General features: G+C 71.3%; 24 protein-coding genes. 11 read left to right on the forward strand and 13 right to left on the reverse strand.

The annotated features are described in order from the left end of the window. Positions 1–32 precede the first annotated feature (32 nt). The gene (locus tag ABT123_RS12120) at positions 33–605 is read left to right on the forward strand and encodes a TetR/AcrR family transcriptional regulator (protein WP_351312394.1); all 573 of its coding nucleotides are present in this window, start codon (positions 33–35) and stop codon (positions 603–605) included. Here the strand turns inward: ABT123_RS12120 and ppk2 are convergent. Beyond that, positions 583–1,599: a polyphosphate kinase 2 gene (gene ppk2 / locus ABT123_RS12125; protein WP_351312396.1), complete on the reverse strand. Its 1,017-nt coding sequence runs from the start codon at positions 1,597–1,599 to the stop codon at positions 583–585. The two genes, ABT123_RS12120 and ppk2, sit on opposite strands and share 23 nt — an antisense overlap. Positions 1,600–1,673: 74 nt before the next feature. Continuing rightward, positions 1,674–2,594 (reverse strand): LysR family transcriptional regulator, encoded by a 921-nt coding sequence (locus tag ABT123_RS12130; RefSeq protein WP_351312398.1) that lies wholly within the window; start codon positions 2,592–2,594, stop codon positions 1,674–1,676. Between the two features lie 70 nt (positions 2,595–2,664). Here ABT123_RS12130 and ABT123_RS12135 point away from each other — a divergent pair, with 70 nt between their 5' ends. Together ABT123_RS12135 and ABT123_RS12140 are read left to right on the forward strand one after the other, a co-directional pair. Further along, positions 2,665–3,633 (forward strand): NAD-dependent epimerase/dehydratase family protein, encoded by a 969-nt coding sequence (locus ABT123_RS12135; protein WP_351312399.1) that lies wholly within the window; start codon positions 2,665–2,667, stop codon positions 3,631–3,633. Next, a complete protein-coding gene (locus ABT123_RS12140) occupies positions 3,630–4,532 on the forward strand; it encodes an aldo/keto reductase (protein WP_351312401.1) in 903 nt (300 codons plus the stop codon). Before ABT123_RS12135 ends, ABT123_RS12140 begins: the two co-directional genes overlap by 4 nt. A gap of 15 nt (positions 4,533–4,547) precedes the next feature. On the opposite strand, the gene ABT123_RS12145 is transcribed toward ABT123_RS12140, so the two are convergent. Beyond that, positions 4,548–4,997 (reverse strand): hypothetical protein, encoded by a 450-nt coding sequence (locus ABT123_RS12145; RefSeq protein WP_351312403.1) that lies wholly within the window; start codon positions 4,995–4,997, stop codon positions 4,548–4,550. 69 nt (positions 4,998–5,066) lie between these two features. After that, a complete protein-coding gene (locus ABT123_RS12150) occupies positions 5,067–6,350 on the reverse strand; it encodes a phage baseplate protein (protein WP_351312404.1) in 1,284 nt (427 codons plus the stop codon). Positions 6,351–6,482: 132 nt separating this feature from the next. Here ABT123_RS12150 and ABT123_RS12155 point away from each other — a divergent pair, with 132 nt between their 5' ends. Next, positions 6,483–7,163, forward strand: coding sequence for an SMI1/KNR4 family protein (locus ABT123_RS12155; protein ID WP_351312406.1), 681 nt, complete (start codon positions 6,483–6,485; stop codon positions 7,161–7,163). On the opposite strand, the gene ABT123_RS12160 is transcribed toward ABT123_RS12155, so the two are convergent. Continuing rightward, positions 7,158–8,483 (reverse strand): S28 family serine protease, encoded by a 1,326-nt coding sequence (locus ABT123_RS12160; protein ID WP_351312408.1) that lies wholly within the window; start codon positions 8,481–8,483, stop codon positions 7,158–7,160. The genes ABT123_RS12155 and ABT123_RS12160 overlap by 6 nt on opposite strands. 93 nt (positions 8,484–8,576) lie before the next feature. Next, positions 8,577–9,635, reverse strand: coding sequence for an MBL fold metallo-hydrolase (locus ABT123_RS12165; RefSeq protein WP_351312410.1), 1,059 nt, complete (start codon positions 9,633–9,635; stop codon positions 8,577–8,579). A 237-nt stretch (positions 9,636–9,872) separates the two neighbouring features. Here ABT123_RS12165 and ABT123_RS12170 point away from each other — a divergent pair, with 237 nt between their 5' ends. Next, the gene (locus tag ABT123_RS12170; protein ID WP_351312411.1) at positions 9,873–10,949 is read left to right on the forward strand and encodes a hypothetical protein; all 1,077 of its coding nucleotides are present in this window, start codon (positions 9,873–9,875) and stop codon (positions 10,947–10,949) included. A 41-nt stretch (positions 10,950–10,990) separates the two neighbouring features. On the opposite strand, the gene ABT123_RS12175 is transcribed toward ABT123_RS12170, so the two are convergent. Beyond that, positions 10,991–12,103, reverse strand: coding sequence for an ABC transporter substrate-binding protein (locus ABT123_RS12175; protein ID WP_351312498.1), 1,113 nt, complete (start codon positions 12,101–12,103; stop codon positions 10,991–10,993). A gap of 92 nt (positions 12,104–12,195) precedes the next feature. Continuing rightward, on the reverse strand, positions 12,196–12,540 hold the full coding sequence (locus ABT123_RS12180; protein ID WP_351312413.1) for a hypothetical protein: 345 nt from the start codon (positions 12,538–12,540) through the stop codon (positions 12,196–12,198). Between the two features lie 172 nt (positions 12,541–12,712). On the opposite strand from ABT123_RS12180, the gene ABT123_RS12185 reads away from it, so the two are divergent. From ABT123_RS12185 to ABT123_RS12200, 4 genes are all read left to right on the forward strand, one after another. Then, complete coding sequence (locus ABT123_RS12185; protein WP_351312415.1) at positions 12,713–13,345, forward strand: TIGR03086 family metal-binding protein; 633 nt, start codon at positions 12,713–12,715, stop codon at positions 13,343–13,345. An 89-nt stretch (positions 13,346–13,434) separates the two neighbouring features. After that, positions 13,435–14,034 (forward strand): hypothetical protein, encoded by a 600-nt coding sequence (locus tag ABT123_RS12190; RefSeq protein WP_351312417.1) that lies wholly within the window; start codon positions 13,435–13,437, stop codon positions 14,032–14,034. Further along, entirely contained in the window at positions 14,031–14,291 is a 261-nt protein-coding gene (locus ABT123_RS12195; protein ID WP_351312419.1) for a hypothetical protein, read from the forward strand. Before ABT123_RS12190 ends, ABT123_RS12195 begins: the two co-directional genes overlap by 4 nt. Continuing rightward, a complete protein-coding gene (locus ABT123_RS12200) occupies positions 14,275–15,006 on the forward strand; it encodes a hypothetical protein (RefSeq protein WP_351312421.1) in 732 nt (243 codons plus the stop codon). The genes ABT123_RS12195 and ABT123_RS12200 overlap by 17 nt, the downstream gene beginning before the upstream one ends. 37 nt (positions 15,007–15,043) lie before the next feature. On the opposite strand, the gene ABT123_RS12205 is transcribed toward ABT123_RS12200, so the two are convergent. The 5 genes from ABT123_RS12205 to ABT123_RS12225 all read right to left on the reverse strand — a co-directional run bounded on the left by ABT123_RS12205 (position 15,044) and on the right by ABT123_RS12225 (position 19,707). After that, the gene (locus ABT123_RS12205; protein WP_351312423.1) at positions 15,044–16,234 is read right to left on the reverse strand and encodes a M48 family metallopeptidase; all 1,191 of its coding nucleotides are present in this window, start codon (positions 16,232–16,234) and stop codon (positions 15,044–15,046) included. Positions 16,235–16,556: 322 nt separating this feature from the next. Then, a complete protein-coding gene (locus ABT123_RS12210) occupies positions 16,557–16,700 on the reverse strand; it encodes a hypothetical protein (RefSeq protein WP_351312425.1) in 144 nt (47 codons plus the stop codon). A 25-nt stretch (positions 16,701–16,725) separates the two neighbouring features. Then, complete coding sequence (locus tag ABT123_RS12215; protein ID WP_351312427.1) at positions 16,726–17,436, reverse strand: HAD family hydrolase; 711 nt, start codon at positions 17,434–17,436, stop codon at positions 16,726–16,728. Between the two features lie 93 nt (positions 17,437–17,529). Further along, positions 17,530–18,408 carry an NAD(P)-dependent oxidoreductase gene (locus ABT123_RS12220; protein ID WP_351312429.1) on the reverse strand — a complete coding sequence of 293 codons (879 nt, stop codon included), beginning with the start codon at positions 18,406–18,408 and terminating at the stop codon, positions 17,530–17,532. Positions 18,409–18,819: 411 nt separating this feature from the next. Further along, a complete protein-coding gene (locus ABT123_RS12225) occupies positions 18,820–19,707 on the reverse strand; it encodes a LysR family transcriptional regulator (RefSeq protein WP_351312431.1) in 888 nt (295 codons plus the stop codon). Between the two features lie 84 nt (positions 19,708–19,791). Here ABT123_RS12225 and ABT123_RS12230 point away from each other — a divergent pair, with 84 nt between their 5' ends. Together ABT123_RS12230 and ABT123_RS12235 are read left to right on the forward strand one after the other, a co-directional pair. After that, a complete protein-coding gene (locus tag ABT123_RS12230; RefSeq protein ID WP_351312432.1) occupies positions 19,792–20,796 on the forward strand; it encodes a threonine ammonia-lyase in 1,005 nt (334 codons plus the stop codon). A gap of 59 nt (positions 20,797–20,855) precedes the next feature. Then, the gene (locus ABT123_RS12235; protein ID WP_351312434.1) at positions 20,856–23,405 is read left to right on the forward strand and encodes a tetratricopeptide repeat protein; all 2,550 of its coding nucleotides are present in this window, start codon (positions 20,856–20,858) and stop codon (positions 23,403–23,405) included. The last annotated feature ends 19 nt before the right edge of the window (positions 23,406–23,424 follow it).

The raw sequence follows: 23,424 nt of genomic DNA on the forward strand, positions 1-23,424 counted from the left end.
GGACACGTCGGCCAATGGGGCAGAATGTCGACATGCCCCATGCTTCCGACACCCGCCAGAGCATCATCGACGCCGTACTGCGGATCATCGGGCAGGACGGCATCGCCGCCGTCACCAACCGCCGGATCGCCAAGGAGGCCGGAGTCTCCCTCGGTTCCGTCACCTACCACTTCGCCACCCAGCACGAGCTGCTGCGCGAGAGCCTGCTGCACTTCGTGGCCGAGGAGACCCGGCACTTCACGGAGCTCGCCGACACATGCTCCGACGAGCGCTTCGACATCGGGCAGGCGGCCGAGGTGGTGGCGCAGGTCGCGGGCGGCAACGCCTTCGACAGCCGCCACATCGCGCCCTTCGAGCTGTACGTCCAGGCCGGCCGCGACGAACGGCTGCGTGCCGCCGCGGCCGAGTGCTTCGCCGCCTACGACCTGCTGGCCACCCGGATCCTGACCCACCTCGGCGTGCCGGACCCCGAACGCCTGGCAGGCGTGGCCGTCGCCCTGGTCTTCGGGCAGCAGCTGCGCCGCCTGGCCACCGGCGCCCCCGCCGAGGACCTCGTCGACACCCTGCTGATCCTCACGAACTTCACCCCGACGCAGACCCCGTAGCCGTCGGCGGCTTGCCGGGGCGGGGGTGCAGGCCGGGGCCGTGCTTGGCGCCGTGGTCGGGGCCGACCAGGGGAGTGGGGGAGAGGTCGGCCGGTTCTTCACCGGTCTCCAGGAGGGTGTCGGCGGCGCCGACGATCAGGGGGTCGGGCCGGCCGACTGCTGTGGCGTTCTTCCGGTCGTAGTCGATGCGGGACAGCAGGCTTCGGATCGCCTCCAGCCGGCCCCGCCGCTTGTCGTTGCTCTTGACCACCGTCCACGGCGCGTGCTCGGTGTCGGTGGCCCGGAACATGTCGATCTTGGCTGTGGTGTACGCGTCCCACAGGTCCAGCGAGGCCACGTCCGTGGGCGACAGTTTCCACTGCCGCACCGGATCGACCTGGCGGATCGCGAAGCGAGTGCGCTGCTCGGCGCGCGATACGGAGAACCAGAACTTCACCAGCAGGATCCCGTCGGCCACCAGCATGGCCTCGAAGGCGGGACACTGCCGCAGGAACAGCTCATAGTCCTGCTGGGAGCAGAAACCCATGACCCTCTCGACCCCGGCCCGGTTGTACCAGGACCGGTCGAAGAAGACGATCTCACCGGCGGTCGGCAGGTGGGCGACATAGCGCTGGAAGTACCACTGTCCGGTCTCCCGCTCGGTGGGCTTGTCCAGGGCGACGATCCGGGCGCCACGCGGGTTGAGCCGCTCGGTGAACCGCTGGATCGTGCCGCCCTTGCCGGCCGCGTCCCTCCCCTCGCAGATCACCACCAGCCGGGCCCCCGACTCCTTCACCCAGCGCTGCAGCTTCAGCAGTTCGATCTGCAGGATCCGCTTGGTCCGCTCGTACTCGCCCCGCCGGATCTTGCGCTCGTACGGATAGTTCTCCCGCCATGTCCGAATCGGGGCGCCGGACGAGTCCAGCAGCACCGGCTGCTCCGGCCGGCGGTCGTCCACGCTCAGCCCGGCCAGCAGATCATCGGCCTCGGGCCGCTGAAGCCCGTGCTCGTTCATTTCGCCCTTTCCGGGAAAAGGTCCCTACTCGCCCCAAGCTGGCACATCCGGCCCGGACGTGCACGCCGGTTCGCTCATATGCGCGAAAGTGGAGGCCGGTGGGCCTCGGCCGCCGCCGTCAGTGCCGCCACGAAAGCGGCGGCCTGGGGGTGGGGCCGGCGGCGGCGTGGCGTGGCCACCCCGATGTGCCGCACCGGGCGCGGAGGCTCGACGTCGACCACGGCCACCCCGGGGGCCGGGTCCAGCGAGACCTTCGGTACCAGGGACACCCCCACCCCGGCCGCCACCAGACTCTGGGCGAAGAAGTAGTCCGTGGTGGAGGCCGCGACATCGAGGTCGAAACCGGCCCGCTCCGCATGGCGGCGCAGATACGCCTCGGTCTTCATACAGCCCAGCACCCACCGCTCCGCAGCCAGCTCCCCGAGGTCCACACCAGTGCGCCCGGCCAGACGGTGGCCGCGGGGCAGCACGACCGACAGCGGATCGTCCATCAGGGGGGTCCAGTCGATGCCCGGCCGCTCGCCCGGCCGGACCGGCAGGGGGCCGTCGAACCGGTAGGTGAGCGCAACATCCGCCTCGCCGCGCCGGAGCATCGGCAGGGCCGTCTCCGGTTCGCTCTCCCGTACGGTCAGCTCCACCTCGGGGTGCGCGGCCACGAAACGGTCCAGGGCTCCGGGGAGCAGGAAGCGGCCACCGCTGGTGAAGGTGGCGACGGTCAGCCGGGGCCGCCCGGCGTCCAACCGGTCGATCTGCCGGCGTACGTGGTCGATCTCGGCCGAAATGGTCTCGGCGGCCTCCACCAGCAGCCGGCCCGGTTCGGTCAGGGTCACCCCGCGGGTGCTGCGGATCGCCACCGGCCGGCCCAGGGAGCGCTCCAGCACGGCGATGTGCTGGGAGACGGCCGAGGGGGTGAGCAGGAGTGCGGCAGCGGCCCGGTTGAAGCTGCCGTGTTCGGCGACGGCCCGCAGGACACGCAGCCGCTGCACATCGATCATCAGTTTTCCTTCATACCCGTTCAGTGAGTGACCAGTTCTGCCGGTGACCGTATCGCGGCAGAGTCGAGGCATGCGAGACGTATGTGTGATCGGCGGAAGCCGGTACTTCGGCAGGCATGTGGTGGAACTGCTCCGCGAAGCGGGCGCGGCGGTGACGGTGGTCAACCGTGGCTCGGCGCCCGCGCCGGAGGGGGTGACCCACCTGGTGGCCGATCGGGACGACGAGCGGCAGCTGCGCGCTGCGCTGGGCTCCCGTACCTTCGACGTGGTCATCGACCAGATCTGCTACACCCCCGGGCAGGCCGCCGTCGCCCGCGAGGTCTTTGGCGGGCGGACCGGACGCTATGTGATGACCTCGACGATGGAGGTGTACGACCCGGCGACCATCCCGGCGGCCTTCCAGGCCACCGCCACCGCCACCGCCGCCGCCACCGGGGCCCCGGTCACCGAAGAACTCCTCGACCCGGTCGGTCGGCCGGCGCCCGGCGTCCCGGTCGGCACCGACGAGGCCACGGCGTACGCGGAGGGCAAGCGGCAGGCCGAGAGCGTGCTCCTGACCGACCCGGTCTTCCCGAGCACCGTCGTACGCACCGCCCACGTGCTGGGCGGCGGCCGGGCCGAGTTCACCGGACGGCTGGCGCACTACGTCGACCGGATCTCCGCCGGGCAGCCGGTCCTGGCCCACCGCGAGGCGTACCCGACCACCTTCGTCCACCACCGGGAGATCGCCGAATTCCTGCACTGGACGGCCCGGGCATCCTTCACCGGACCGGTCAACGCCTGCTCCCACGGCACGTTGACCGTCACCGACCTCGGCGAACTGGTCGGCGACCGCACCGGGCGGCGGCCCCGCTACGAGCTGGTGGAGCGCGGACTCGCCGCATCGCCGTTCTCCTACGACCGCCCCTACCCGATGGACAACGGGCGGGCGACCCGCCTCGGCTTCGCCTTCCGCAAAGTGGCGGACTGGCTGCCGGAGGCGATCGACGAGGTCCTCGCCGGTCACCTGGCCGGGCACCGGGACGGGGGTGCCCGTTGAGCGCCGAACGCTTCATCGGAGAGGTCCGGGTGTCGGCGGTCGGGCTGGGCACCATGCCCCTGTCCGTGGAGGGCAGGCCCGACCGCGAACGCGCCCTCGCCACCCTGCACGCCGCCCTGGACGCGGGCGTCACTCTCCTCGACACGGCCGACTCGTACCACTGGCACGCCGACGAGACCGGCCACAACGAGCTGCTCGTCGCCCGCGCGCTGGCCGCACGCGGCCCGGACCGCGACTCCGTACTGGTGGCCACCAAAGGCGGCCGAGGCCGGCCCGGCGACGGCTCGTGGACCGTGGACGCCCGTCCCGAGCGCCTCAGACTCACCTGCGAGGCCTCGCTGCGCAGGCTCGGAACCGAGGCGATCGGCCTGTACCAGCTGCACAAGCCCGACCCGAAGGTGCCCTGGGCGGAATCGGTGGGCATCCTGCGCGAACTGGCCGAGGAGGGGAAGATCCGCGCCGCGGGCATCTCCAACGTCACCGTCGAACAGCTCGACCAGGCCCGGGAGATCCTGGGCGACCTGCTGGTCTCGGTCCAGAACCAGTACTCTCCGGCCGTCCGCGACAGCGAGCCCCAGCTGCGCCGCTGCGCCGAACTGGGCTTGGCCTTCCTTCCGTGGAGCCCGCTCGGCGGGATTTCGCGCAGCTCGCTGGACGGCCCGTCGGGACCGACCTCGGCCGGCACGGCCTTCCACCGGGTTGCCGCCGAGCACGAGGTGAGCCCCCAACGGGTCTGCCTCGCCTGGCTCCTCTCCCGCGCCCCGGTGGTGATCCCGATCCCCGGCGCCACCCGCCCCCGCACGGCCCGCGACTCGGCCGCCGCGGCCGGCCTGACCCTGACGGCCACCCAAATCGGCCGTCTGGACGCCGCTGCAGCGGCCTGGGATCAGCCAGCCTGAGGGTGGTCGCCGCTCTCAGCGCCAGATCGTCTGGACGGAATCGAACTGGACCCAGGTGATCGGGTTCCCGCTGTTGCCGCCGTAAATGGTCAGCGAACCGGCGGTGTTGGCCTCGAAACGGCACGCATTGATGCCCTGGCTGTTGTTGCGCGGGGCGGTGGCGCGGACCAGGGCGGTGGGGCGAAGCCCGGCCGGCAGGGTGGCGACCTTCGTATCGGCGGCAAGGTTGCAGGTCACCGAGCCGCGCGCCTGGAGGAAGACCGTACCGGCGATGGTGATCAGCCGGACCTGTGGAGTCGCGCCCGGCTGGGCGGTGACACCGGGTTCGAGGAGGAGATCGGTCCACGGCTGCGCCTCGACGCCGCCCGCCGCGACGGCGGGGGCGGCGACCAGCAGGTTCGTGGCGGTCAGTGCGGCGGGCAGGGCGAGCGCGGCACCGAGGATGCGGCGGCGGTTGTGCGACATGGGTGATCGGTCTCCTTGGCTTTGGCCTTGGCGGAAGGTGGGGGCGAGAGCGGAACGGCGGTCGGGAGGTCAGCGCCAGATCACGCTGAAGTTGTCCAACTGGGCCCAGGTGACGGGGTTCGTGGAGCGTCCGCCGTAGAGCCAGAGCTCCCGGGCGGAGTCCGCCTCCGCCCGTGCGGTGCACACCCCGCCGCTGTTGTTGCGCGGCACACTGCCCTGGGCCGCCATGCTCGGCGCCAGGGCGTCGGGCAGCGTACCGATCCGGGTGTCCGCCTCGAAGGACCCCTTCACCCCGCCACTGAGCTGGAGCACCGTCGTCCCCGCGATGCTGATGAGCCGCCCCTGCGGGGCCCGGACGTCGGCGGTCACGCCGCTCGCCAGCGGGATCGGCTGCCAGTCGGCCAGCACCTTCACCCCGTCGACCTCCGGCGCCCCGGACAGCGACAGGATGGTGCAGCTCCGCGGGCCGGGATCCTCGCCGGCGAAGCCGAAGTGCACATGCGGTACCCCGCCTCGCACCGATACGGCCATCCCCTCGGGTTCGCGCAGCTCCAGGCCCGGAGCGGCGGTGACGAACTGCTGGTCCAGGACGGCGCCGGTGGCCCACTCCACGGCGGTCAGGTACGTGTTGCCGGGCGGCTTCACCGTGTCCGAGTAGGCCTTGCCGGCCAGCATGTACAGGACGCCGCCGAGGGAGGCGTACCCCTGGAAGACCCCCTTCGGGTCCGGCTGGGCGATCCGGGTCAGCGGCGTCCAGTCACCGGCCCTGGCCTTGTCCAGGTCGTACGACTCGAACATCATGCTGCCGCTCTTGAAGCGGACGATCAGCCGGTTCGTCGTCGGGTCGATGGTGCAGGTCACGTTGGTGGCACCGGCCACCGGCCGGTACGGCTCGGAGTGCTGCGAGGAGCCGTGGTCGAGGACGGTGCCGCTGCGGAACTCGAAGTGGGTGACGGCCGTGCCGTAGCCCTCCTTCTCCTCTTCCGGCACGTCGGTGCCCATGGGGATGGACGCCGTCTCCGTCCACAACCGCGAGACGCCGTTGTGGTGTTCGACGCCCATGGACACGCCGTGGCCGAAGCCCCGCAGGTACATGTACCCCGTGATGGTGCCCGCCTGGTCGAGCCGGGTCACGGCCAGGTCGCCGGCGTACGCCCGCTGCCCGCCGGTCCTGGGGCCGGACTCGCCCGGGAGCGTGAGGCTGCCCTGGACGACCTGGAGGACGAAGATCTCGCCGGTGACGGGGTCGATGCCGAAGGACTGCATCACCGTGGTGTTCTTCAGCGGCCGTCGGTGGAGCAGTTTGCCCACCGGACCCGTGAGGTCGATCTGTCCTTCGACGCTGATGCTCAACTGCGCCTCCTGTCCGTTCCAACAGTCTGACAAGCAGGTGAACGTACCAGGTCTCCAGGTGGGGGCTGTTGACCGAGGTGCGCGCCCGCCGCGTACGGTGGTCTGCCGGACCGGAAAGCCGGAGGGGGAGCGATGAGTGGGACCTGGGACGGGGTGCGGGAGCGGGTGCTCGCGCTGCGGGAGGCACCGCGGTGGCAGTCGGTGTTCGGCGCCGAGGGCGGCCACCGCTTCGAGCTGCTGCCCGTCCTCACCGAGGAAGAGCTGCGCGCCGTGGAGCGGTGGCTGGGCGCCGAACTCCCCGAGGAGTACCGGACGTTCCTCCTGCAGGTGGGGGCGGGCGGCGCCGGTCCCCACTACAAGCTGTTCCCGATGGTGCCGCCGGGGCCCGACACCCCGCCGGCCGACGGTCACTGCACGGTGCCCTTCCGGCCCGAGGGCACGGATGAGTTCCACGCGCATGACGCCGAGGAACCCCGGCCGGAAGACCATGCCGACGACGAGGCCTTCGCCGCCGCCTACGCCGCCTGGGACGCCCGGCGTGACGAGCTGGCCGACGCCCTGTGCGAGGGCACGATTCTCCTCGACCACCAGGGGTGCGCGTACTACACGCTCCTGGTGGTCACCGGCCCCGGGCGCGGCACCGTCTGGGAGGACGTACGGGCCGTCGGCGAGGGCGTGGCTCCCGTGCGCCTGGTCGGAATCGAGGGACCCGTGTCGTTCGCGCAGTGGTACCTGAACTGGCTCCGCCATGCGGAGCGCATCGCCTGGGACGAGAGCAGCGAACCCCCGCCGCGCCTTCAGTACTCCTCATGACCGGCCGGCCCAGCGGCGCAGGGCGGCGGTCGCCCGGTCGGCGTCGTTCGGACGCAGGCCGGTGATGGATATGTGGTGGTTGGCCTCGGGCACGTTGAAGAAGTAGGAGTCGCAGGTGCCGTTGCCCGGGCGGAAGTGTTCTGCGACCGCGATGTCGTTCTCGCCGTTGACGAACATGAGTGAGCTGCCGTGGCGGCGTACCCAGCGGTCGATGTCCGCCATGGCAGAGCGCTGGAAATGCAGGGGGATGTCCCGCGGCACATAGGTGCGGATCTCTTGTACGCCCGGGTGGCGCAGCAGACCTTCCAGATGGGGAGTGGCGAACTGCGGGTACCCGAGCTGGGTGCCCAGTTGGTAGAAGTACGGCGTGAAGGCTTCGAGGGTCTGGTCGGTGTAGACGGGCAGCTGGGTGACCTTGGCGACCCATGCGTAGAGGACATCGTCCGTGGCTGTGGCGGCGGGTATGGATGCGCAGCCGCCCGTGGGCTGATGCATCCAGAACATCATCGGGAGGCGCAGCACAGCGAGTTCGAACGCACGGTCCGCGCTGCCGACGGTCCGGAAGGTCTTCTTCTCGCCCTCGGCCCACCGGGCGTACCGCTGTGTCATTGCCTCGCGCCGTATCAGCGCCTCACGCTGAGCGGACTTGATCGCAGCGCGGCACTCGCTGCTGCCGACCTGTTCGAGGCGGGCATCATACGCGGTGTCGTCCCGGTCGTCTGTGTTGTTGGGGGCGGAATAGGCGACCGTACCGGCCACGTCTTGTGGATAGAAACGGCGGTGATAGACGGCCGTCATCCCGCCTTTGCTACCACCGGTGGAGATCCACGCGCCCTGATAGATCGTCTTGAGAGCGGTGACGAGACGGTGATGGTCACTGGCCGCCTGCCAGATGGTGAGCTTGGACCAGTCCGAGTCTTCAGGCCGGGACGTCCCGAAGAACCGCTGCTCGGTGGTGATCTGGTTGGCATCCAGCAACTCGGTCGGCTCGGTCAGGCGGTTCGGCGACGATCCGAGGTCGTAGCCACTGGAGTAGAGCACCATCGGGCGCTGGGCCGACTTGTGCACCAGAGTCAGCCTCTGGTCGAAGGAACCCTGGTCGGCATGCCGATGGTCGGTGGGCTGCCGGTAGGCGAGGTCGAGGATGATCTGGCCTGCGGCGGCGGGCCGTTCGCCGAGCACGCGCATTCCGGGGACGGCCTCGATCCGGGCCCGGATGTCGCCGTCCGACGGCTGAGCCAGAGCCGGCACGGACAGCCCGGTGGCCGTCAGCACGGTCATCAGGAACAGGGCGAGCAGGCGTGTTGTCGCGTTCTTCATGCCTCCAGACAACCGCACGCGGTGGGACCGGGGATCCCCCGAGCGTGGAAGGTGTTTCCCCCTCATGGGGGGAGACACCCTGTGCTCGGGGAGCTATGCCGCCGGGGGAGCCGGCGCGGGGTTCTGGAGCGCAGGCCGGGACCAGGGCGCGTCGACACCGTCGGACTCCGGCCGTAGCCCCAGCTCGCCGAGCTGGTTGACCACCATCATGGCGGTGAACATCGCATTCGGGTTGGCCCCGCCGACCCCCAGCTCAGTGATGGTTTCCGCGAAGCGGGTGGTGAACGCGCTCGGCCGGACCTGTCTGCCCTCCCCGGCCAGCCCGAGCGCCGCCGCCTGCAGGGCGGTGGCCTGCTCCAGCAGCCCGTCCAGATAGGACACCACCTCCGCGCCACGGCGCACGGCGAAGGTGTGCCCGTCGGTGAGGAGTGCGGCTTCTCCCTCTTCGAAGAGGACGGCGACGGCGCCGAGCACCGTCTGGATCTTGAGCTGGTCGGCGTCGGCCATCGCACCGCACGGCCCGTTGCCCTCGTCGGACAGGTGAAGGACGCCGCAGTCCCTCAGGTGCACGATCACATGCCCGGCGCAGTGGCCCTGACTGCGTAGCACCCGGACCGCACCGTCGGCGAAGGTCCAGCCGGTGAATCGAAGCGAGCCGATCCGAATCCGCTCCAGCGGTCGCTCCTCATAGGTCCGGGTCGTCGCACCGAAGGGCCGCATCGGCCGGAAGAGCGACACCACCGTGCCGGCCAGTGCGGGCGCCGCGGGCAGCGGCGCGAACCCGGCGATGCGGTCGAAGGACCGCACCCAGTACGACACCGGGTCCCGCATCTGGTCGAGGTCAAGGGCGGGGACGTAGTGCTCGACCGGCACACCCAGCTCGTCGGCCAGGTCGTTGTTGGCGACGTGGTCCGGATGGCCGTGCGTGGTCAGCACCAGCGCCCGGGACCAGGGCCGGACCCGCTCGGTCGCCTCCCGCAGCGCCGCGCGGAAGGCCGCCGTGACCCCGGTGTCGACCAGCACCAGGGTGTCGCCGACCCGGTGCACAAGGGCGTTGGCGACGTCCGGCTGATCGTGCAAGACATCCAGTTCCTGCCCGAGGACCAGCACGGTCCCGTCGTCGATCTCGATCAGGTCGCCGAGCGCGGTCATGGACCCTCCCGCGGTCTCGTCCCCGGTGAGCCCCCTGCCGACGAGCGTACGCCGCACCGGGCGCGATGTCCCCGGGAAGCCTCCGGCCGCTCGGCGACGGCGGCCCGGAGGCCTCCCGCACATGAGGTTCCGGCCCCCGAAAACCCGTGCGGTTTCCCGTACAACCCCGCGCCGGGCCGGGAGGTCTTGTCGACGTTGAGTTCGACTGGCCGGCCTGACGCCGGCAGGAAGTGTTGGGTGACCGTGGAGATCGCACGCGCCGTCGTGATCGGGATCGTGATCGCAGTGGCGACCGCCTACTACCGCCGCTTCACCGGTGATTCCTCCCCCAGGAGTTCGTCCCGTACGGCGGAAAAACTGGGCTTCCTGCCCCAGGCCAGGCAGAACACCGGGCGATCGGCCCCCGATCCCGAGCTGGAGCGGGCCGAGGCCGCGGCTGCCCGCGGCCGGTGGGAGCCGGCCGCACAACTGCTGGCCGCGACCCGGGAGCGCGGCGACTGGGCACGCCGCTCGTACTACGCCGGTGCCTTCGGCACCCACCAGGCCGCGCGCCCCGGCAGCTGGCTGCACACCTGGGAGGCGGCGGCCGGCCCGGACGACCCGGACGTCGCACTGGTGCGGTCGAAGGCGATGGTCAACCTGGCCTGGCACCTGCGGGGCGGCGGTTGGGCGAAGGACACCAGCCGGGAGCAGTTCGAGGGGTTCCACGCCACACTGGTCCGGGTGCCGCAGGAGAACGCACGCGCCGCGGAGCTGAACCCGGCCGACCCCGCGCCCTACATCAACGAGATCTGGGCGGGGTTGGGCCTCGGCTACTCCCACGACGACATGCGTGGGATCTGGAAGGAGATCACTGCCCGCGACCCGTACCACTACGGCGCGCACACCGCGGCCCTTCAGTACTGGTGCGCGAAGTGGCGTGGCTCGGAGGAGCTGGCCATGTCCTTCGCCCGCGAAGCCGCCGCCGCGGCCCCGCTCGGCAGCCTGCTCACCGCTCTTCCGCTCATCGCCTGGTACGAGCACCACGACACGGACGCGAAGGCGGCCGACTTCCAGGCGCCGCACCTCATCGCCGCGGTCGATGCCGCTCTCGCGGACGTGGCCGCGGCCCCCTCGGAGCACCCCGGCGCGGCCGATGTGCGGCACCTGCTTGCCTACTTCCTGGCCCGGCAGAACCGGCACGAGGCGGCGCTGGCCCAGTTCCGACTGGTCGACGGCTACGTGGACGCCCTCCCGTGGCGGTACTGGAGCGACCCGGCCGCCGCGTACTGCCGCTGGCGCGAGCACGCGGCCCGGGGCGCCCGCCGACGCTGAACGTCCACCCGGACCGCCGTGCCTGCCCGCTGCCTGCCCGCTCAGCCGGAGTGAAGGATCCGAAAGCGATCGGGGTCCGTCGGATCTCGATCCGCAACGTGGATCGGCGCCCAGGCCCACTGCCACACGCTGATGCCCGGCGTGCGGGAGAACCGGATCCGCCCGCGGGTGCCTTCGACTGCAACGCCCGGCCAGGATTCGGCAATGCGCGCCCGGTCCGCGCCGTGAGAACGCAGCACATCGGCGAGGACGGCGACCGTGTCGTAGCCCTCGAAGGCGACGAAGGAGGGCGCTTCGGCCAGCTGCTCGCGGAGGGCCATCGCGACTCGTGCGCCGAGTGGGCTGAGGCGCTCGGGCAGGTAGCGCAAGAACGGGATCGCGGCGCCGTCGTCGCCCAGCAGCCTCGCCCATTCGGTGAACTCCGGTTGCCCGGCCGGAGCACCGATCAGGACCTCGGCGAGGCGCTGGTCGCGGCGGACGGACTTGACGATCGACACGGCCGGCTCCGGGTTTCCGACCAGCAGAAGGAGCGCGGTCGCGCGATGGCCGACGAGTTCCTCGCACACGGCGGTGGGGGAGAGCGCGGCCATGTCGAGTTCGATGACGGTGCCGCCGCGTGGAGCGAAGTAGTCCCGCAGAATGCGGGTCCCGGATGCCCAGTAGACGCTCGGCTCGGCCGCTACGGCGATTCGGGTGTGGCCCGCGGCGAGGACGAAGTCTGCGTAGATCTGCCAGCCGCGGGACTGCGCCGGGGCGAGGCGCGCGACCCATTCCGTCGGCTGTTCGGTGAGCCCGTCGAGAACCGCCGACGAACAGAGGAACGGCAGGCCGAGGGCGTCGGCCCTGGCGGCAGCGGCGCGCGCGACGACGCTGTGATACTCGCCCGCCAAGGCAGCCACGCCCAGGCGAGCCAGTTCGTCCACGGCCGCCGCGGCCTTCTGCGGATCAGCCGCGGTGTCTCGGACCACCAGCTCGAGTGGCCTTCCGGCGATGCCGCCGGCGTCATTGACTTCGCGAACGGCCAGCTCGAGGCCAGCGAGCAAGTGCCGGCCTGCCTCGACCCAGCCAGGCCGAGTCAGCGGAACGAGAGCGCCGATCCGGACGGACGATCCGTCAGCCTGCTCCGCTCCGGGTGGTGATGGTGGCGTAGCCATGCGCTGCATCCGGGTGACCATGCCGGACATTGCATCCACCGCCATCGCCGACGGGCAACCGATTATTTGTTCGCTGCGCCGTCACCGGTCCGTCACCGGTCCGTGCCCGGCGCCGGCGCGTTGGCCCCCAGGGCCAGCCGGGCGTCCAGCCATACCCGCTCGAACTCCTCGGCCGAAATCGCGCCCGCGCGTGGCGCGTCCTCCCATCCCGTGAGCCGGCCCTCGGCGACGAAGCCGTACTGCTCCTCGTAACGGCTCATGGTGGCGATGTCCGCACGCTCCTGATACCGGAGAACCTCCTCCAGGGAGGCGGCGGTCACCGGGGAGCCGTCATCGCCGCGCAAGTCCACCTGCCGGAGAACCCACCCTTCCTCATCACCCTCGAAGTACTGCCACAGGTCCAGGGCCTCGTCATACGTACGGATCCACATCACCATGCCACCACGTTCGCGCAGGCGACGGGCATGCTCCAGGGCGGCACGCGCGTGGCCGCGCCCGGCTCACCCCGTCGCAGCGCGCCGGCGAGCTTGTCTCCGGCCCGCGTGTCGACGAGTGCGGGCTCCGCCGCCGGTCTACCGTTCAGAGCCATCGTTCCGGAGGGAGCGGCAGATGACCGATACGACCGATACGGCCGATGCGACGACTCTCGACCTCGGACCACAAGCCCGTCTCGTGGCCCGCCTCGCGGCCGGCGTCCCGGACGCCCGCCTCGCCGACCGGACGCCCTGCCCCGAGTACACGGTCAGCGACCTGCTGAGCCACCTCACAGGCCTCGCCGTCGCTTTCCGTGATGCAGCCCGCAAGGACCTGGGCCCCACGACGGACACGGCCCCCGACACGGCCCCCGACACCGCCGCCGCGCCTTCCCTGCCCGCCGGCTGGCGCGAGGAACTCCCTCGGGTCCTCGGCGAACTGGCCGAAGCTTGGCGGGATCCGGCCGCCTGGACCGGCATGACCCGCGCGGGCGGCGTGGACCTGCCCGGCGACATCGCGGGCATGGTGGCTGTCGACGAGCTCGTCATCCACGGCTGGGACCTGGCCCGGGCCACCGGCCAGGAGTACGCACCCGATCAGGCCGCGCTGCGCGCCTCGCATGCGTTCCTGCTGGCGTCCGTCGAGGACGAGGACCGAGGGGAGATCTTCGGACCCGTCGTACCCGTACCGGACGACGCCCCGCTGCTGGACCGGGCAGTGGGGCTGAGCGGGCGCGATCCGGGCTGGACGCCGCCAACGTCCATGTGACCCAGGCGGCCGGCCGGGCGCGGGTACGAGCTGGACGGCCGGTTGCGGAATCCGCCGAGGGGCGAAGACTGGACAGTGGAGGCAGTCTCATGCCCGAACCGACACCCTCCCCTGCCGAGAAGCCCGCGCCGCAGCCACCGCCCTGGAAGCGCGTGAAGGTCTGGATCGGGGGAATCGTCGGGATGGCCCTGACCACCGTGCTGGTGAACCATCTCTCCGGTGCGCTTGACTCCGCAAGTACGTCAGTGCGTGAACTCCTCGACGGCGACAACCGCTCGGTCGTGATCCGGGACGAACGCGGCCCCATCCTGGCGGCGACCGTCGAGCAGGGTGACGGAAACGGCTGCAACGCGCCCGGGTGGGTCTATCCCCAACCGCCCACGGCTCCCCTGATGAACACACCACCGGGAACCGGGCCCCGTGAGCACGGCAAGACCTGGGACGAGGATCCGCCCGCCTTCGGCGCCGCAGCCGTCGGACCGGTGACGCTCTACATCTCGGCCCGGGCGAGGGACGACCGCGCCATCATCCTCAACAACATCACCTTCCACGTCGTGGAGCGCAAGCCCCCGCTCAAGGGGACTCGCGTCAGCATGGCGGCAGGCTGTGGCGACAGCCCCACGTACCACATCGGCCGGGTCAACTTCGATACGCCGCCTCCTACTGGATCGCGGTCGGCGACTACATGAAGGAGTTCCGGACCGACGAGCTGAAGTTCCCCTACAAGGCAACGGCCTCCGACCCGGCGACGATCTACATCGAAGTGGACCCGGGCACCTGCAGGTGCAAGTGGCAGGTCGAGCTGTCCTGGACCGACGGCAGCACCTCGGGCAAGACGCTCATCGACGACGGCGGGAAACCCTTCGAGACAACCTCGGCGCAGGGGCTGACCATCTTCACCTGGGAGGACGGACAGAGGAAGGTCAGCGATGCCCGGACCTCGTAGGGGGAACGGGCGCGTAGGCGCTGCGGCCTTCATCGCGTTCCTGATGGTCCTCGGCGCGGTGCTGGGCTGGACACTCGGCACTTGGCCGGCCGGCAGATGGCCACGGAGCCAGCCGGATCCCGCCGTACACCTGACCAATGTGGCCGTCGGCAGCGCCTGGCAGTGGGCGGTTCCCGCGTCCCTGAAGGAACTCGGCACGCCACCCTCTCAGAACCCTTGCAACCCGACCGTACGGAAGTGGCTCACCGCTCGAGGTGCCGTTCCGGCCGGGCTCGACATCCGCTTCCACCTCGTCTCCGAGCGACCCCAGTCCGTCTCCATCACCGGGATCCGCGCCCGCCCGTACGAGCACACCACGAAACCACTGCGCACGATGGTCGAGGCGGAATGCACCGCGCACCACCTGGAATACGGCGAAGGCGAGGTCTACTCCCTCGAGATGGAAGTCGGCTCCGCCGGATCCGGCGCCCGCGCTGAAGGGGGCCTCCCGGGCAAGAGCCTCGTCGATCTCGATCTGGGCAAGGGAGACACGCTCGAATTCCACATCGCCTTGACGGCCAAGGGGCCCGGCGGCGCCGAGCGGTGGACCCTGGAACTCGAGTTCACCACAGGAGACGAGAAGCGGTACGTCCCCATCTCCGGCCCATTTGGCTCCTTCGTCGTAGCCCCGCCACTACCCGACAACGCACCCGCACTCCACCTCCCACCCCGCTGACCCGCCACAGGCAAAGCCCCAACGAGACACGACGGTTCTAGTGCGCGGCGGGCTCGTACGCCAGGGGGACGCCGTCACGCATCACCTGGCGCGCCACCGCATCGGCGGCCGGCCGGAGTTCGTCCTCGATACGCGTCCGGCCGGGCTCGTCGACCGTGATCGCCGCAGGGTGGTCCGGAGCGTTGGCCAGGCGCTGGATGCGCAGGGCGTCCGAAGGCCGTCCGGCAACCTCGAAGGGAGTACCGGGCGCGCCGGGCTCGGCGGACGGGTCACCGCCCCGCTGTTCGCGCAGACCTGCCGCGTGACGGGCGACCCGGTCCCAGAGATCCACCTCCGGCGGGGCCTTGGCGGAGCGGTCGCGTACGACGGTCCTCGCCTCAATGGCCAGGCGGTGCGTTTCGACGATGACCGCGCGGGCGAGGCACCGGTCGCGCAGTACGGCGATGACGGCTTCCGTGGAAGCCGTGCGGGCCGCGGTGTCGTCCGCCGCGAGCAGCGCGCGATGTGCGGCCGGCCGGGTGAGCCACAGCAGCAGGCGGGCCGTCGCGGTGACGGCCACCCTCGGGAGCCATAGCGCCCATTCGCTGGCCCGAGTACGGGCGTTGAAGCGGAGGGCTCCCTCCATCACGTCGGCCGCGTGCCGGGCCTCGGCCAATCCGATCCCGAAGACGACCGCCCGGCCGTCCGATCGCATCAGGTTCGCCCCGGTGGTCAGCGACCGGAGCGCCATGCCGACGAAGACGCCCCGCCGGACGTGGCCGGGATCGAGGTCGGCCATGGCGCGGGCCAGAACGGCGACGCGTTGCTGCGGGGAGTGGGCGGCCCAGAGCGGAACACCGAGGACGAGGCGACGTTTGCGGAAGAACCCGTACGGGAAAACGGTCGCGGCGAACTCCGTGGTGAGCTGGACCGCGTCGAGGCGGCGCACCCCGACCGCGTCCGCGATGCGGTCCAGCAGTTCGAACAGGGTCGGCGCATCGGCTCGGGTCAGCGTCGGCAGGTCGGGATCCAGCCGCCCCAGGCGCGGGCGCAACACCAGGGCCATGATGACCAGCGCCAGACCGAGCATGGGCTGGACGACGGTCTCGAACCCGAGCACGATCAACAGCACCCCACCGAGGAGCAGCCCCGCCGTCAGGAGATGGACCGCACCCGCGACGACGTACGCGGCGGCCGTCGCCACCCGGATGCGCGCTGTGCCCCCCGGCCCAGTGCGGCGGTCTGCCACCACCGACTCCCCTCCACGACAAATGTTCGTACCCGGATACCGGCGATACGACCAGCACACCGAGTACCCCACCACCGACTTGAGCAACATTTGAGGCTGGCCCGCCCCTGGCGGCGCCGCTCCGAGTCGTGTTGGCCTGACGGTTCGGCTGGTGTGATCAGCTGGATCTGTCGCGGACGAGGGCTAGTTCGGTGCTGGTCCGGCGGCGGGTGGGGCGCTGCGCGGAGCGGTCGGAGACCTGTCGGGCCGCCTCCCACGGACCGTCGGGTTCGGCGAACAACTCGCCGTGCGGGCTGCAGCGGTGTATCGGCCACCTTCTCGATCAGCATCCGCGCCACGCCTCGGCCGCGTGCCGCCTCGTCGACGAAGAGGCCGGCACCGCGGTGCGGTAGAACGCCTTGTAACCGCGCGCCAGCGCTTCCCAGGCGGCGCGATCCTCCGCGCGCAACGAACCAATGGTGATCACGACTGCCCATCCTCACCCGCGAGCCTCAACTGATCTGCCGATCTGCCGATTTGCCGGACACTGTTTCGGAGTCGCCCCGGCGGGCCGTGCCGTTGCCCGTGCGCCTGCGAGGCGCCACCAGCAGGCTGAGCACGTCGTACGGACGCGCCGCGACCGGGTGAGCCCCGGCACGGATACCGGCGCGTGCACCCCACCTCGCGTGCACTCCCAGCGATCCCGCGGCGTCGGCACAGCCCAGGTCCACTTCAGCGTCACCCACATAGGCGGTTGCCTCGGCCGGAACCCCGAGCTGCCGCAGTGCCAGCAACAACCCGTCCGGCGCCGGCTTGGGCCTGTCAACCTCGTCGCCTGCGACGACCACGCCAAATCGAGCGTCGATTCCGGCGGCAGCAAGCATGCTCAAGGCCACTCGCCGGGTGGCCGCCGTGAATACGCCCAGTCGCAGGCCCGCATCGGCTACTTCGTCGAGCAGGGCCGGTATGCCAGGGAACGGCCGCAGCTCGGCGATGGCAGGATCCAGGTGAGCGTGGAAGCGCTCGACCTCGGCGGGGCCGCAGGTGCGGCCGAGGAAGTGTGCAAGAACCAGCCCTGTGTGGCCGACATGCCAGGCGGCGACCACCTCATCCGGCGAGACCGGCGGGCCGCCGAGCGAGCGAATCGCGTCGGCGTACGCGCGGGACACCGTGGGGACGCTGTCCAGGAGCGTCCCATCCATGTCGAACACAACTGCACGCATGGCTCACGATCCTGACTGCGTCGTCGCGTTCGACGCCAGGGCCACTTCCCAAGCACTGGCTACATTCAGCGGGTTCTATGTCGCGGCAGGCGACTATCCTCCGGCCCGCTTCATCAGCTCCACCAGGCTGGAGAAGCTGTCCGCGGCATGTCCGGCGTCCATACCGCGCCGGAACAGAGCGGCCACGGCGGCCGGAAGCGCTGTGTCGACGCCCGCGTCGGCGGTGGTGTGCAGAACGTGTTCGACGCTGGCCATGCCCATGGCGAGGCGGTCCACATCGCCGCTGTGCTCGCCCGCGTCGATGCGCTCGGCGTAGAAGGAGAGGAAGCCCGGCATCCCGGTCATGGTCGCGGTGGCGTGGGGGAGGACGTCCGCCGCCGTGAGGCCGTTGGCGTCGGCGACGGCGATGGCCTGCCAATAACTGAGCATGGAGGTCCAGAACATGACCATGCCGATCTGGTACATGAGCGCGGCGAGGCCGGGATCCTCACCCTGGTAATCCGTGCCGGTCAGGACTTCGAGGGTGGACCGGTGCGCCTCGAACACCTCGCGGGGCCCGCTGTAGAAGGTGGACGACTCGGGCCGGCCGATGCCGGAAGGCGGGACAGTGACGCCACCGGTGAGATGGACCCCGCCATGCTCGGACACCCACCGCGCCCCGGCGCGGGTCTTCTCCGGGGTGTCGGAGCTGAGGTTGACGAGCACGCAGCCGGTCAGGGCGTGGGACGCCGGTTCCAGCACGGCGTACATCGCGTCGTAGTCGGTGAGGCTCAGGATGACGAGATCGTTGGCCGCCAGGGCGTCTTCGGCACTCTTTGCCAGTACGGCGCCGCGCGCGACGAGAGCATCGGCGCGGGACTCGGTGCGGTTCCAGACGGTGACCTGGTGGTCCTTGTCGAGTAAGGCGTGAACCATTGCCTGCCCCATGGGGCCGAGTCCGATGACGGTCACGGACTGCTTGCTGCTGCTCATGGGGAAGACCTCCGTGGTGCGAGTGACGACGACGGCTGATTAAAACGAGCGTTCTATCTAGAGCGCTGGAAGCAATGTAGCACGGCTCTAAAACGAACGCTCTAGCCAATGGGTGGGCGGCAGCAGGCAGTTGGGGCCACTGCCATCAAGTACAGCGGCCACGCGTTCGCGGCTGGCCGCCGGGAGGCCCTGGACGGCGCGGGCCCAGCTGAGCTGGTAGTCGAACCATGCCCGCCTCCGGCAGCGCGTCCAGCAACTCCTGCGTCGATGCTGCCAACTAGTCCGACAGGACCGTGCGCTCCCGGGGCACAGTCGGGTCGTCCTGCGGTGCAGACTTGGCCGTGGCGTCAGGCTCCGGAAACCGGACATCGAGCTTCATGGCCGACGCGGCAGGCGGCGCCATGCGATCAGTCAATGCGGAGGCAGTGTCGTCGCTGCGGCCTGCGTGAGGTGGTCCAGCAGCGCCGCAGTCGCCGGTGGGTCGGGCGCTTCTCCGTGCACCGCAGCGGTGATCAACCGTTCCTGATCGGGTAGGCGTACCAGCCGTACCGAGGGGTTGTGTTGGGCGGCCAGGGCCAGGGCCGGCAGTGTGGTGACGCCCAGCCCGGCCGCGACAAGTGCCTGCACGGCGACGTAGTCGTCGGTGGTGAAGGCGATGTCAGGCGTGAAACCGGCGGTGGCGCAGGATCGCACCAGGTGCCTCCGGCATCGCTCGCAGCCCGTGATCCACCGACGCTCGGCGTGGTCGGCCAGAGTGTCACCGGGCAGGCCGGCCGGGGTTACGAGGTAGATCGACTCGGTGAGCAGCGGCGTTCGGCGTAGCCCGTCGTCGGTCGGTGAGGTGTCCGGGTAGCTGAACAGCAGCGCCACATCGACCTCGCCCGATCGCAGCAGCTGTGCCGCATCGGGCGGTTCGGCCTCGGTGAAGCGCAACTCGACATCAGGGTGGGCGGCGGTGAACGCAGCCGCGGCCCGCGGGACGAACGTGCCCAGGGCGGAGGGGAACGCGGCCAGGCGGACCCGGCCCGCGCGCAGCCCTGTGTGCGCGGCAAGTTCGGCCTCTGCCGCGTCGAGGCGTCCCAGGATCTCCTCGGCGCGCTCAGCCAGCATCCGGCCCGCGTCGGTCAGGCGAATGCCGCGGCCCGCCCGCTGTACGAGCTTGCTGCCGGTCTCGGCCTCCAGCCGGGCCAGGTGGTGGCTGACCGATGGCTGGGCATAGCTGAGCGCCCGGGCCGCGGCCGTAACCGAACCGTGTTTGGCAACCGCGGCAAGCACCCGCAGGCGGGTCACGTCGAGCATGGCCTCCAACCTATCAATCCCATTGATGAATGCACAGGAAGAATGGCATTGGACCTATGGGACGGTCCGGCCCACGATGGCGACATGGAAAGGGAACACGAACTCAGCTTTGCCGACGTCCTGGCTGCACGGGACCTCCTGGCCGGGCACCTGCCCGCCACGCCGATGTGGTCTTACCCGGCGCTCGATGCGGTGACCGGCGCAACCGTCTATGTCAAGCACGAGAATGTGCAACCGGTCGGGGCCTTCAAGGTGCGCGGCGGGCTCACCCTGCTCGCCACCATGGCTCCCGCGCAGCGGGCCCGCGGGCTCATCACCTACTCCACGGGGAACCATGCGCTGTCGCTGGCCTACGCATGTGCCGTGTACGGCGCACCCTGCACGGTCGTGATGCCGGCAGCGGCCGGCGCGGAGAAGGTGCGTGCCGTTCGCGCGCTCGGTGCCACGGCGGTTCTGTACGGCGCGGACATGGCCGCGGCACAGGAGCGTGCCGAGCAGCTGGCGGCGGACGATGGCCGGCACCTGGTCAGCCCTGGCGATACCCCGGCCCTGCTGGCCGGCGTCGGCACCACGTATCTGGAGATCCTGGAGGCCCGGCCCGACCTCGACGCCGTGGTCGTACCTGTCGGCAGCGGCACCGGAGCCGCCGCGGCCGGCCTGGTCGCCGCGAAGCTCGCACCGGGATGCCGGGTCGTCGCGGTGCAGTCGTCCGCCGCGCCTGCGGCACATGATTCATGGCGGGCCGGCGCCTGCGTACGGCGTCCGAACCGGACCGCTGTCGACGGCCTGGCCACGGGACGCGGGTTCACGCTGCCGCAGCAGCTCATGCGTGCCGGCCTCGCCGACTTCCGGCTGGTCTCCGACACGCAGATCTTCGAAGCACAGCGGCTGCTGGCCAGCCATGCGCACACCCTTGCAGAAGGCGCAGGCGCAGCCGCGCTGGCAGCCGTACTGGCCGATCCGGACGGCTTTGCCGGACAACGCATCGCCGTGGTGTGCACGGGAGGCAACGCCTCTGCTGCCGAGATCGCCGCACTGGGCAGCGGTGCCGAACCTGTACGCCGGGCACCGGGCCGACAGAATCCGTAGCCGCGCCGGAGGCGACCGCGTCGCGGTCGACGAGTAGGGTACGGGAGCGGGGGCGCGGCATGAGGTCGGACGGATCGGCGGAGCGCGAGAACAGCATCCGAGGCGGGACGTTCCGCATGCCGGTGATCCAGGCCGGCGGCGACGTCACCGTCCACTACGCGAACCCCGACGGCCCGGTCCCGCCGCCCGGCCCCGTGGTGAGCACCGCGCCGCCGTTCGGGCTGCGGGACCCCGGGCGGCCCCTGCGCGGCCGGCACGAGGAACTCGATCGCCTCACCCGGCTGCTGTCCGGGCCGTCCGACGGGACGGTCCACGTGCTGTGCGGGCCCGGCGGGTCCGGGAAGACCGCCCTCGCACTCGAAGTGGCCCACCGGGTTCCGTTCCGGCGCTGGTGGATCGACGCCCGGCACCGGGCCTCCCTGGAGGCCGGGCTGCTCGCCGTCGCCCGTCGCCTGGGCGCTCCCCTCGAACACGGCACCGGCGACCCGGCGGACGGCCTCTGGGACCGGCTGACGCACCTCGGACAACCCTGGCTGCTCGTCGTGGACAACGCCGACGATCCCGCCGTACTGGACGGCAACGGCCGGCTGGCGGACGGTACGGGATGGGTCCGGCCCCACCTCGCCCCGTACGGGCACGTCATCGTCACCAGCCGCGACGCCGCCCGGAGTTCCTGGGGCGCGGCATCGACCCAGCACCGCCTCGGCGTCCTCGGGGAAGAAGACGCGGCCCGGGTGCTGCTGGACCATGCGGGCCCCCGCGCGGGAGGGCCGGCGGACGCCGCCGGACTGGCGCGACGGCTGGGCGGGCTACCCCTGGCCCTGTACACAGCGGGACGGTACCTCGCGGAAGCGACGGCCGTTCCCGACGCCTTCCGCGACGCCACGGTGCCCACCGCGTTCGCGGCGTACCGGGAGACCCTGGACGCCAGGCCCGAACTGCTCGACCCCGACGGGTCGCTCGCGAGCACCTGGGAGCTCTCCCTCGACCTGCTGGACCGGCGGGGCCTGCCCCGGGCCCGAGGCCTGCTCGGACTGCTCTCCGTCTTCGCGGACGCGCCCGTACCGTACGTCCTCCTCCTGCACCCGCCGACGCTCGCGGCCGAGGACGGCTTCACCGGCTTCACTGGCTTCACCGGCCTCGACGGCCCGGGCCTGTGGAGCCATCTGCGGGCCACGGCCGACTTCGGACTCCTCGACCTGCCCGCGCCCGAAGGCGACGCCCCGCACCTGCTGTACCTCCACCCGCTGGTCCGCGCTTTCAACGCCGACCGCTCCCTGCTCCCGCTCGCCGTCCGGCTCCTGAGCCGCGCGGCCGGAGCCGACCGTCCTGCGGACCCCACTGACCCCGCTGACCCCGCTGACCCCGCGTACCCCCACGAGGCCCGGCGGCGGCCGGACTGGAACGTGCTCGCGGCGCACGCCCGCCACCTGGCGCGGCGCGCCGTCGACACGGACGCCGCCGACGCAGTCGTCGAGCCCGCCCTCACGGCCGCGCTCGGGGCGGCCGTGCACCACCGCGACAACGGCCTGTTCCAGCAGGCCCACGCGGACATCGAGTTCGTACGCGACGCCGCGGAGCGACGCTGGGACCGCGAACACCCGGTCGTCCTGGCGGCTGCCCACGCCCGCGCCACGACGCTGCGGACGATGGGCCGGCTGCGGGAGGCCGAGGACGGACTGCGCGAGGTGGTGGAAGTCCGTCGCCGTACGTCGGGAGACCGGCACCCGGCCACCCTGGCCGCCCGGCACGACTTGGGCGCGGTCCTGAACTCCCTCGCCCGGCGTTCCGAGGCCCGGGCGGAGTTCGAACTCGTGCTCCGCGCCCGGGTGGAGCTGCTCGGCGAGCGGCATCCCGTCACCCTCAGGACCCGGCACCGGCTGGCCCGGGTGCTCTTCGCGCAGGGGGCGTACGCCGAGTCGCTCGCCGAGTTCGACGCGGTACTCGCCGGCCCGGGCGCCCGCGCCGACGACCCCGCCACGCTGACCACGCGTCACCACCGTGCCCGGGTACTGCTGGCCCAGGGCGACATGGCAGAGGCCACGGCGGAGTTCGAGGCCCTGCTCCGGGACCGGCGGCGCCTGCTCGGGCCGGACCACCCCCTGGTGACCACCACCCGTCACAACCTTGCCCTGGCCTTCCTCGCCCAGGGCCGCTCCGCGGACGCCGAACGCGAACTGTGCGCCGTCCTCCTCGACCAGCGGAAGGTCTTCGGCGAACGCCACTACTACACCCTCGCCACCCGCCACGAGCTCGCCCGGGCCGTCTTCGCCCAAGGCCGCCACGAGGAGGCCGAGTCGGAGACGGCCCTGGTCCTCGCCGCGCAGCGGGAGGTGCTCGGCGACGACCACTCCTACACCCTGGCCACCCGCCACACCCACGCCGAGACCCTCGCCGCGTCGGGCCGGACGGCGGAGGCGACGGCGGAGCTGGCGCAGGTCCTCGCCCGCCGCACCCGGACCCTGGGAGCGGACCACCCCCAGACGGGCGCCACGCGCACCGCCCTGCACGCCATCGCGCCCCCGCCCCCGCCCGGCGACGAGCACCTCAGAGGACCCGGTGCACCCGGTGCACCCGGTTGTGTCACACCTTCTCTTCCGACGTCCTGAGCACGTCGGTCAAGGCCGG

It is taken from the genome of Streptomyces sp. NPDC002054 (assembly GCF_040296685.1).
In the GTDB taxonomy this organism is placed as follows: domain Bacteria; phylum Actinomycetota; class Actinomycetes; order Streptomycetales; family Streptomycetaceae; genus Streptomyces.

What these genes read in the sequence shown, in the direction of transcription:
- ABT123_RS12180 (WP_351312413.1), bottom strand. Translation starts at nt 12,540, where the DNA reads ATGGTGATGTGGATCCGTACGTATGACGAGGCCCTGGACCTGTGGCAG.
- ppk2 (WP_351312396.1), bottom strand. Translation starts at nt 1,599, where the DNA reads ATGAACGAGCACGGGCTTCAGCGGCCCGAGGCCGATGATCTGCTGGCC.
- ABT123_RS12175 (WP_351312498.1), bottom strand. Translation starts at nt 12,103, where the DNA reads ATGGCTACGCCACCATCACCACCCGGAGCGGAGCAGGCTGACGGATCG.
- ABT123_RS12195 (WP_351312419.1), top strand. Translation starts at nt 14,031, where the DNA reads ATGAAGGAGTTCCGGACCGACGAGCTGAAGTTCCCCTACAAGGCAACG.
- ABT123_RS12155 (WP_351312406.1), top strand. Translation starts at nt 6,483, where the DNA reads ATGAGTGGGACCTGGGACGGGGTGCGGGAGCGGGTGCTCGCGCTGCGG.
- ABT123_RS12200 (WP_351312421.1), top strand. Translation starts at nt 14,275, where the DNA reads ATGCCCGGACCTCGTAGGGGGAACGGGCGCGTAGGCGCTGCGGCCTTC.
- ABT123_RS12120 (WP_351312394.1), top strand. Translation starts at nt 33, where the DNA reads ATGCCCCATGCTTCCGACACCCGCCAGAGCATCATCGACGCCGTACTG.
- ABT123_RS12160 (WP_351312408.1), bottom strand. Translation starts at nt 8,483, where the DNA reads ATGAAGAACGCGACAACACGCCTGCTCGCCCTGTTCCTGATGACCGTG.
- ABT123_RS12230 (WP_351312432.1), top strand. Translation starts at nt 19,792, where the DNA reads ATGGAAAGGGAACACGAACTCAGCTTTGCCGACGTCCTGGCTGCACGG.
- ABT123_RS12135 (WP_351312399.1), top strand. Translation starts at nt 2,665, where the DNA reads ATGCGAGACGTATGTGTGATCGGCGGAAGCCGGTACTTCGGCAGGCAT.
- ABT123_RS12185 (WP_351312415.1), top strand. Translation starts at nt 12,713, where the DNA reads ATGACCGATACGACCGATACGGCCGATGCGACGACTCTCGACCTCGGA.
- ABT123_RS12215 (WP_351312427.1), bottom strand. Translation starts at nt 17,436, where the DNA reads ATGCGTGCAGTTGTGTTCGACATGGATGGGACGCTCCTGGACAGCGTC.
- ABT123_RS12220 (WP_351312429.1), bottom strand. Translation starts at nt 18,408, where the DNA reads ATGAGCAGCAGCAAGCAGTCCGTGACCGTCATCGGACTCGGCCCCATG.
- ABT123_RS12190 (WP_351312417.1), top strand. Translation starts at nt 13,435, where the DNA reads ATGCCCGAACCGACACCCTCCCCTGCCGAGAAGCCCGCGCCGCAGCCA.
- ABT123_RS12235 (WP_351312434.1), top strand. Translation starts at nt 20,856, where the DNA reads ATGAGGTCGGACGGATCGGCGGAGCGCGAGAACAGCATCCGAGGCGGG.
- ABT123_RS12130 (WP_351312398.1), bottom strand. Translation starts at nt 2,594, where the DNA reads ATGATCGATGTGCAGCGGCTGCGTGTCCTGCGGGCCGTCGCCGAACAC.
- ABT123_RS12225 (WP_351312431.1), bottom strand. Translation starts at nt 19,707, where the DNA reads ATGCTCGACGTGACCCGCCTGCGGGTGCTTGCCGCGGTTGCCAAACAC.
- ABT123_RS12165 (WP_351312410.1), bottom strand. Translation starts at nt 9,635, where the DNA reads ATGACCGCGCTCGGCGACCTGATCGAGATCGACGACGGGACCGTGCTG.
- ABT123_RS12145 (WP_351312403.1), bottom strand. Translation starts at nt 4,997, where the DNA reads ATGTCGCACAACCGCCGCCGCATCCTCGGTGCCGCGCTCGCCCTGCCC.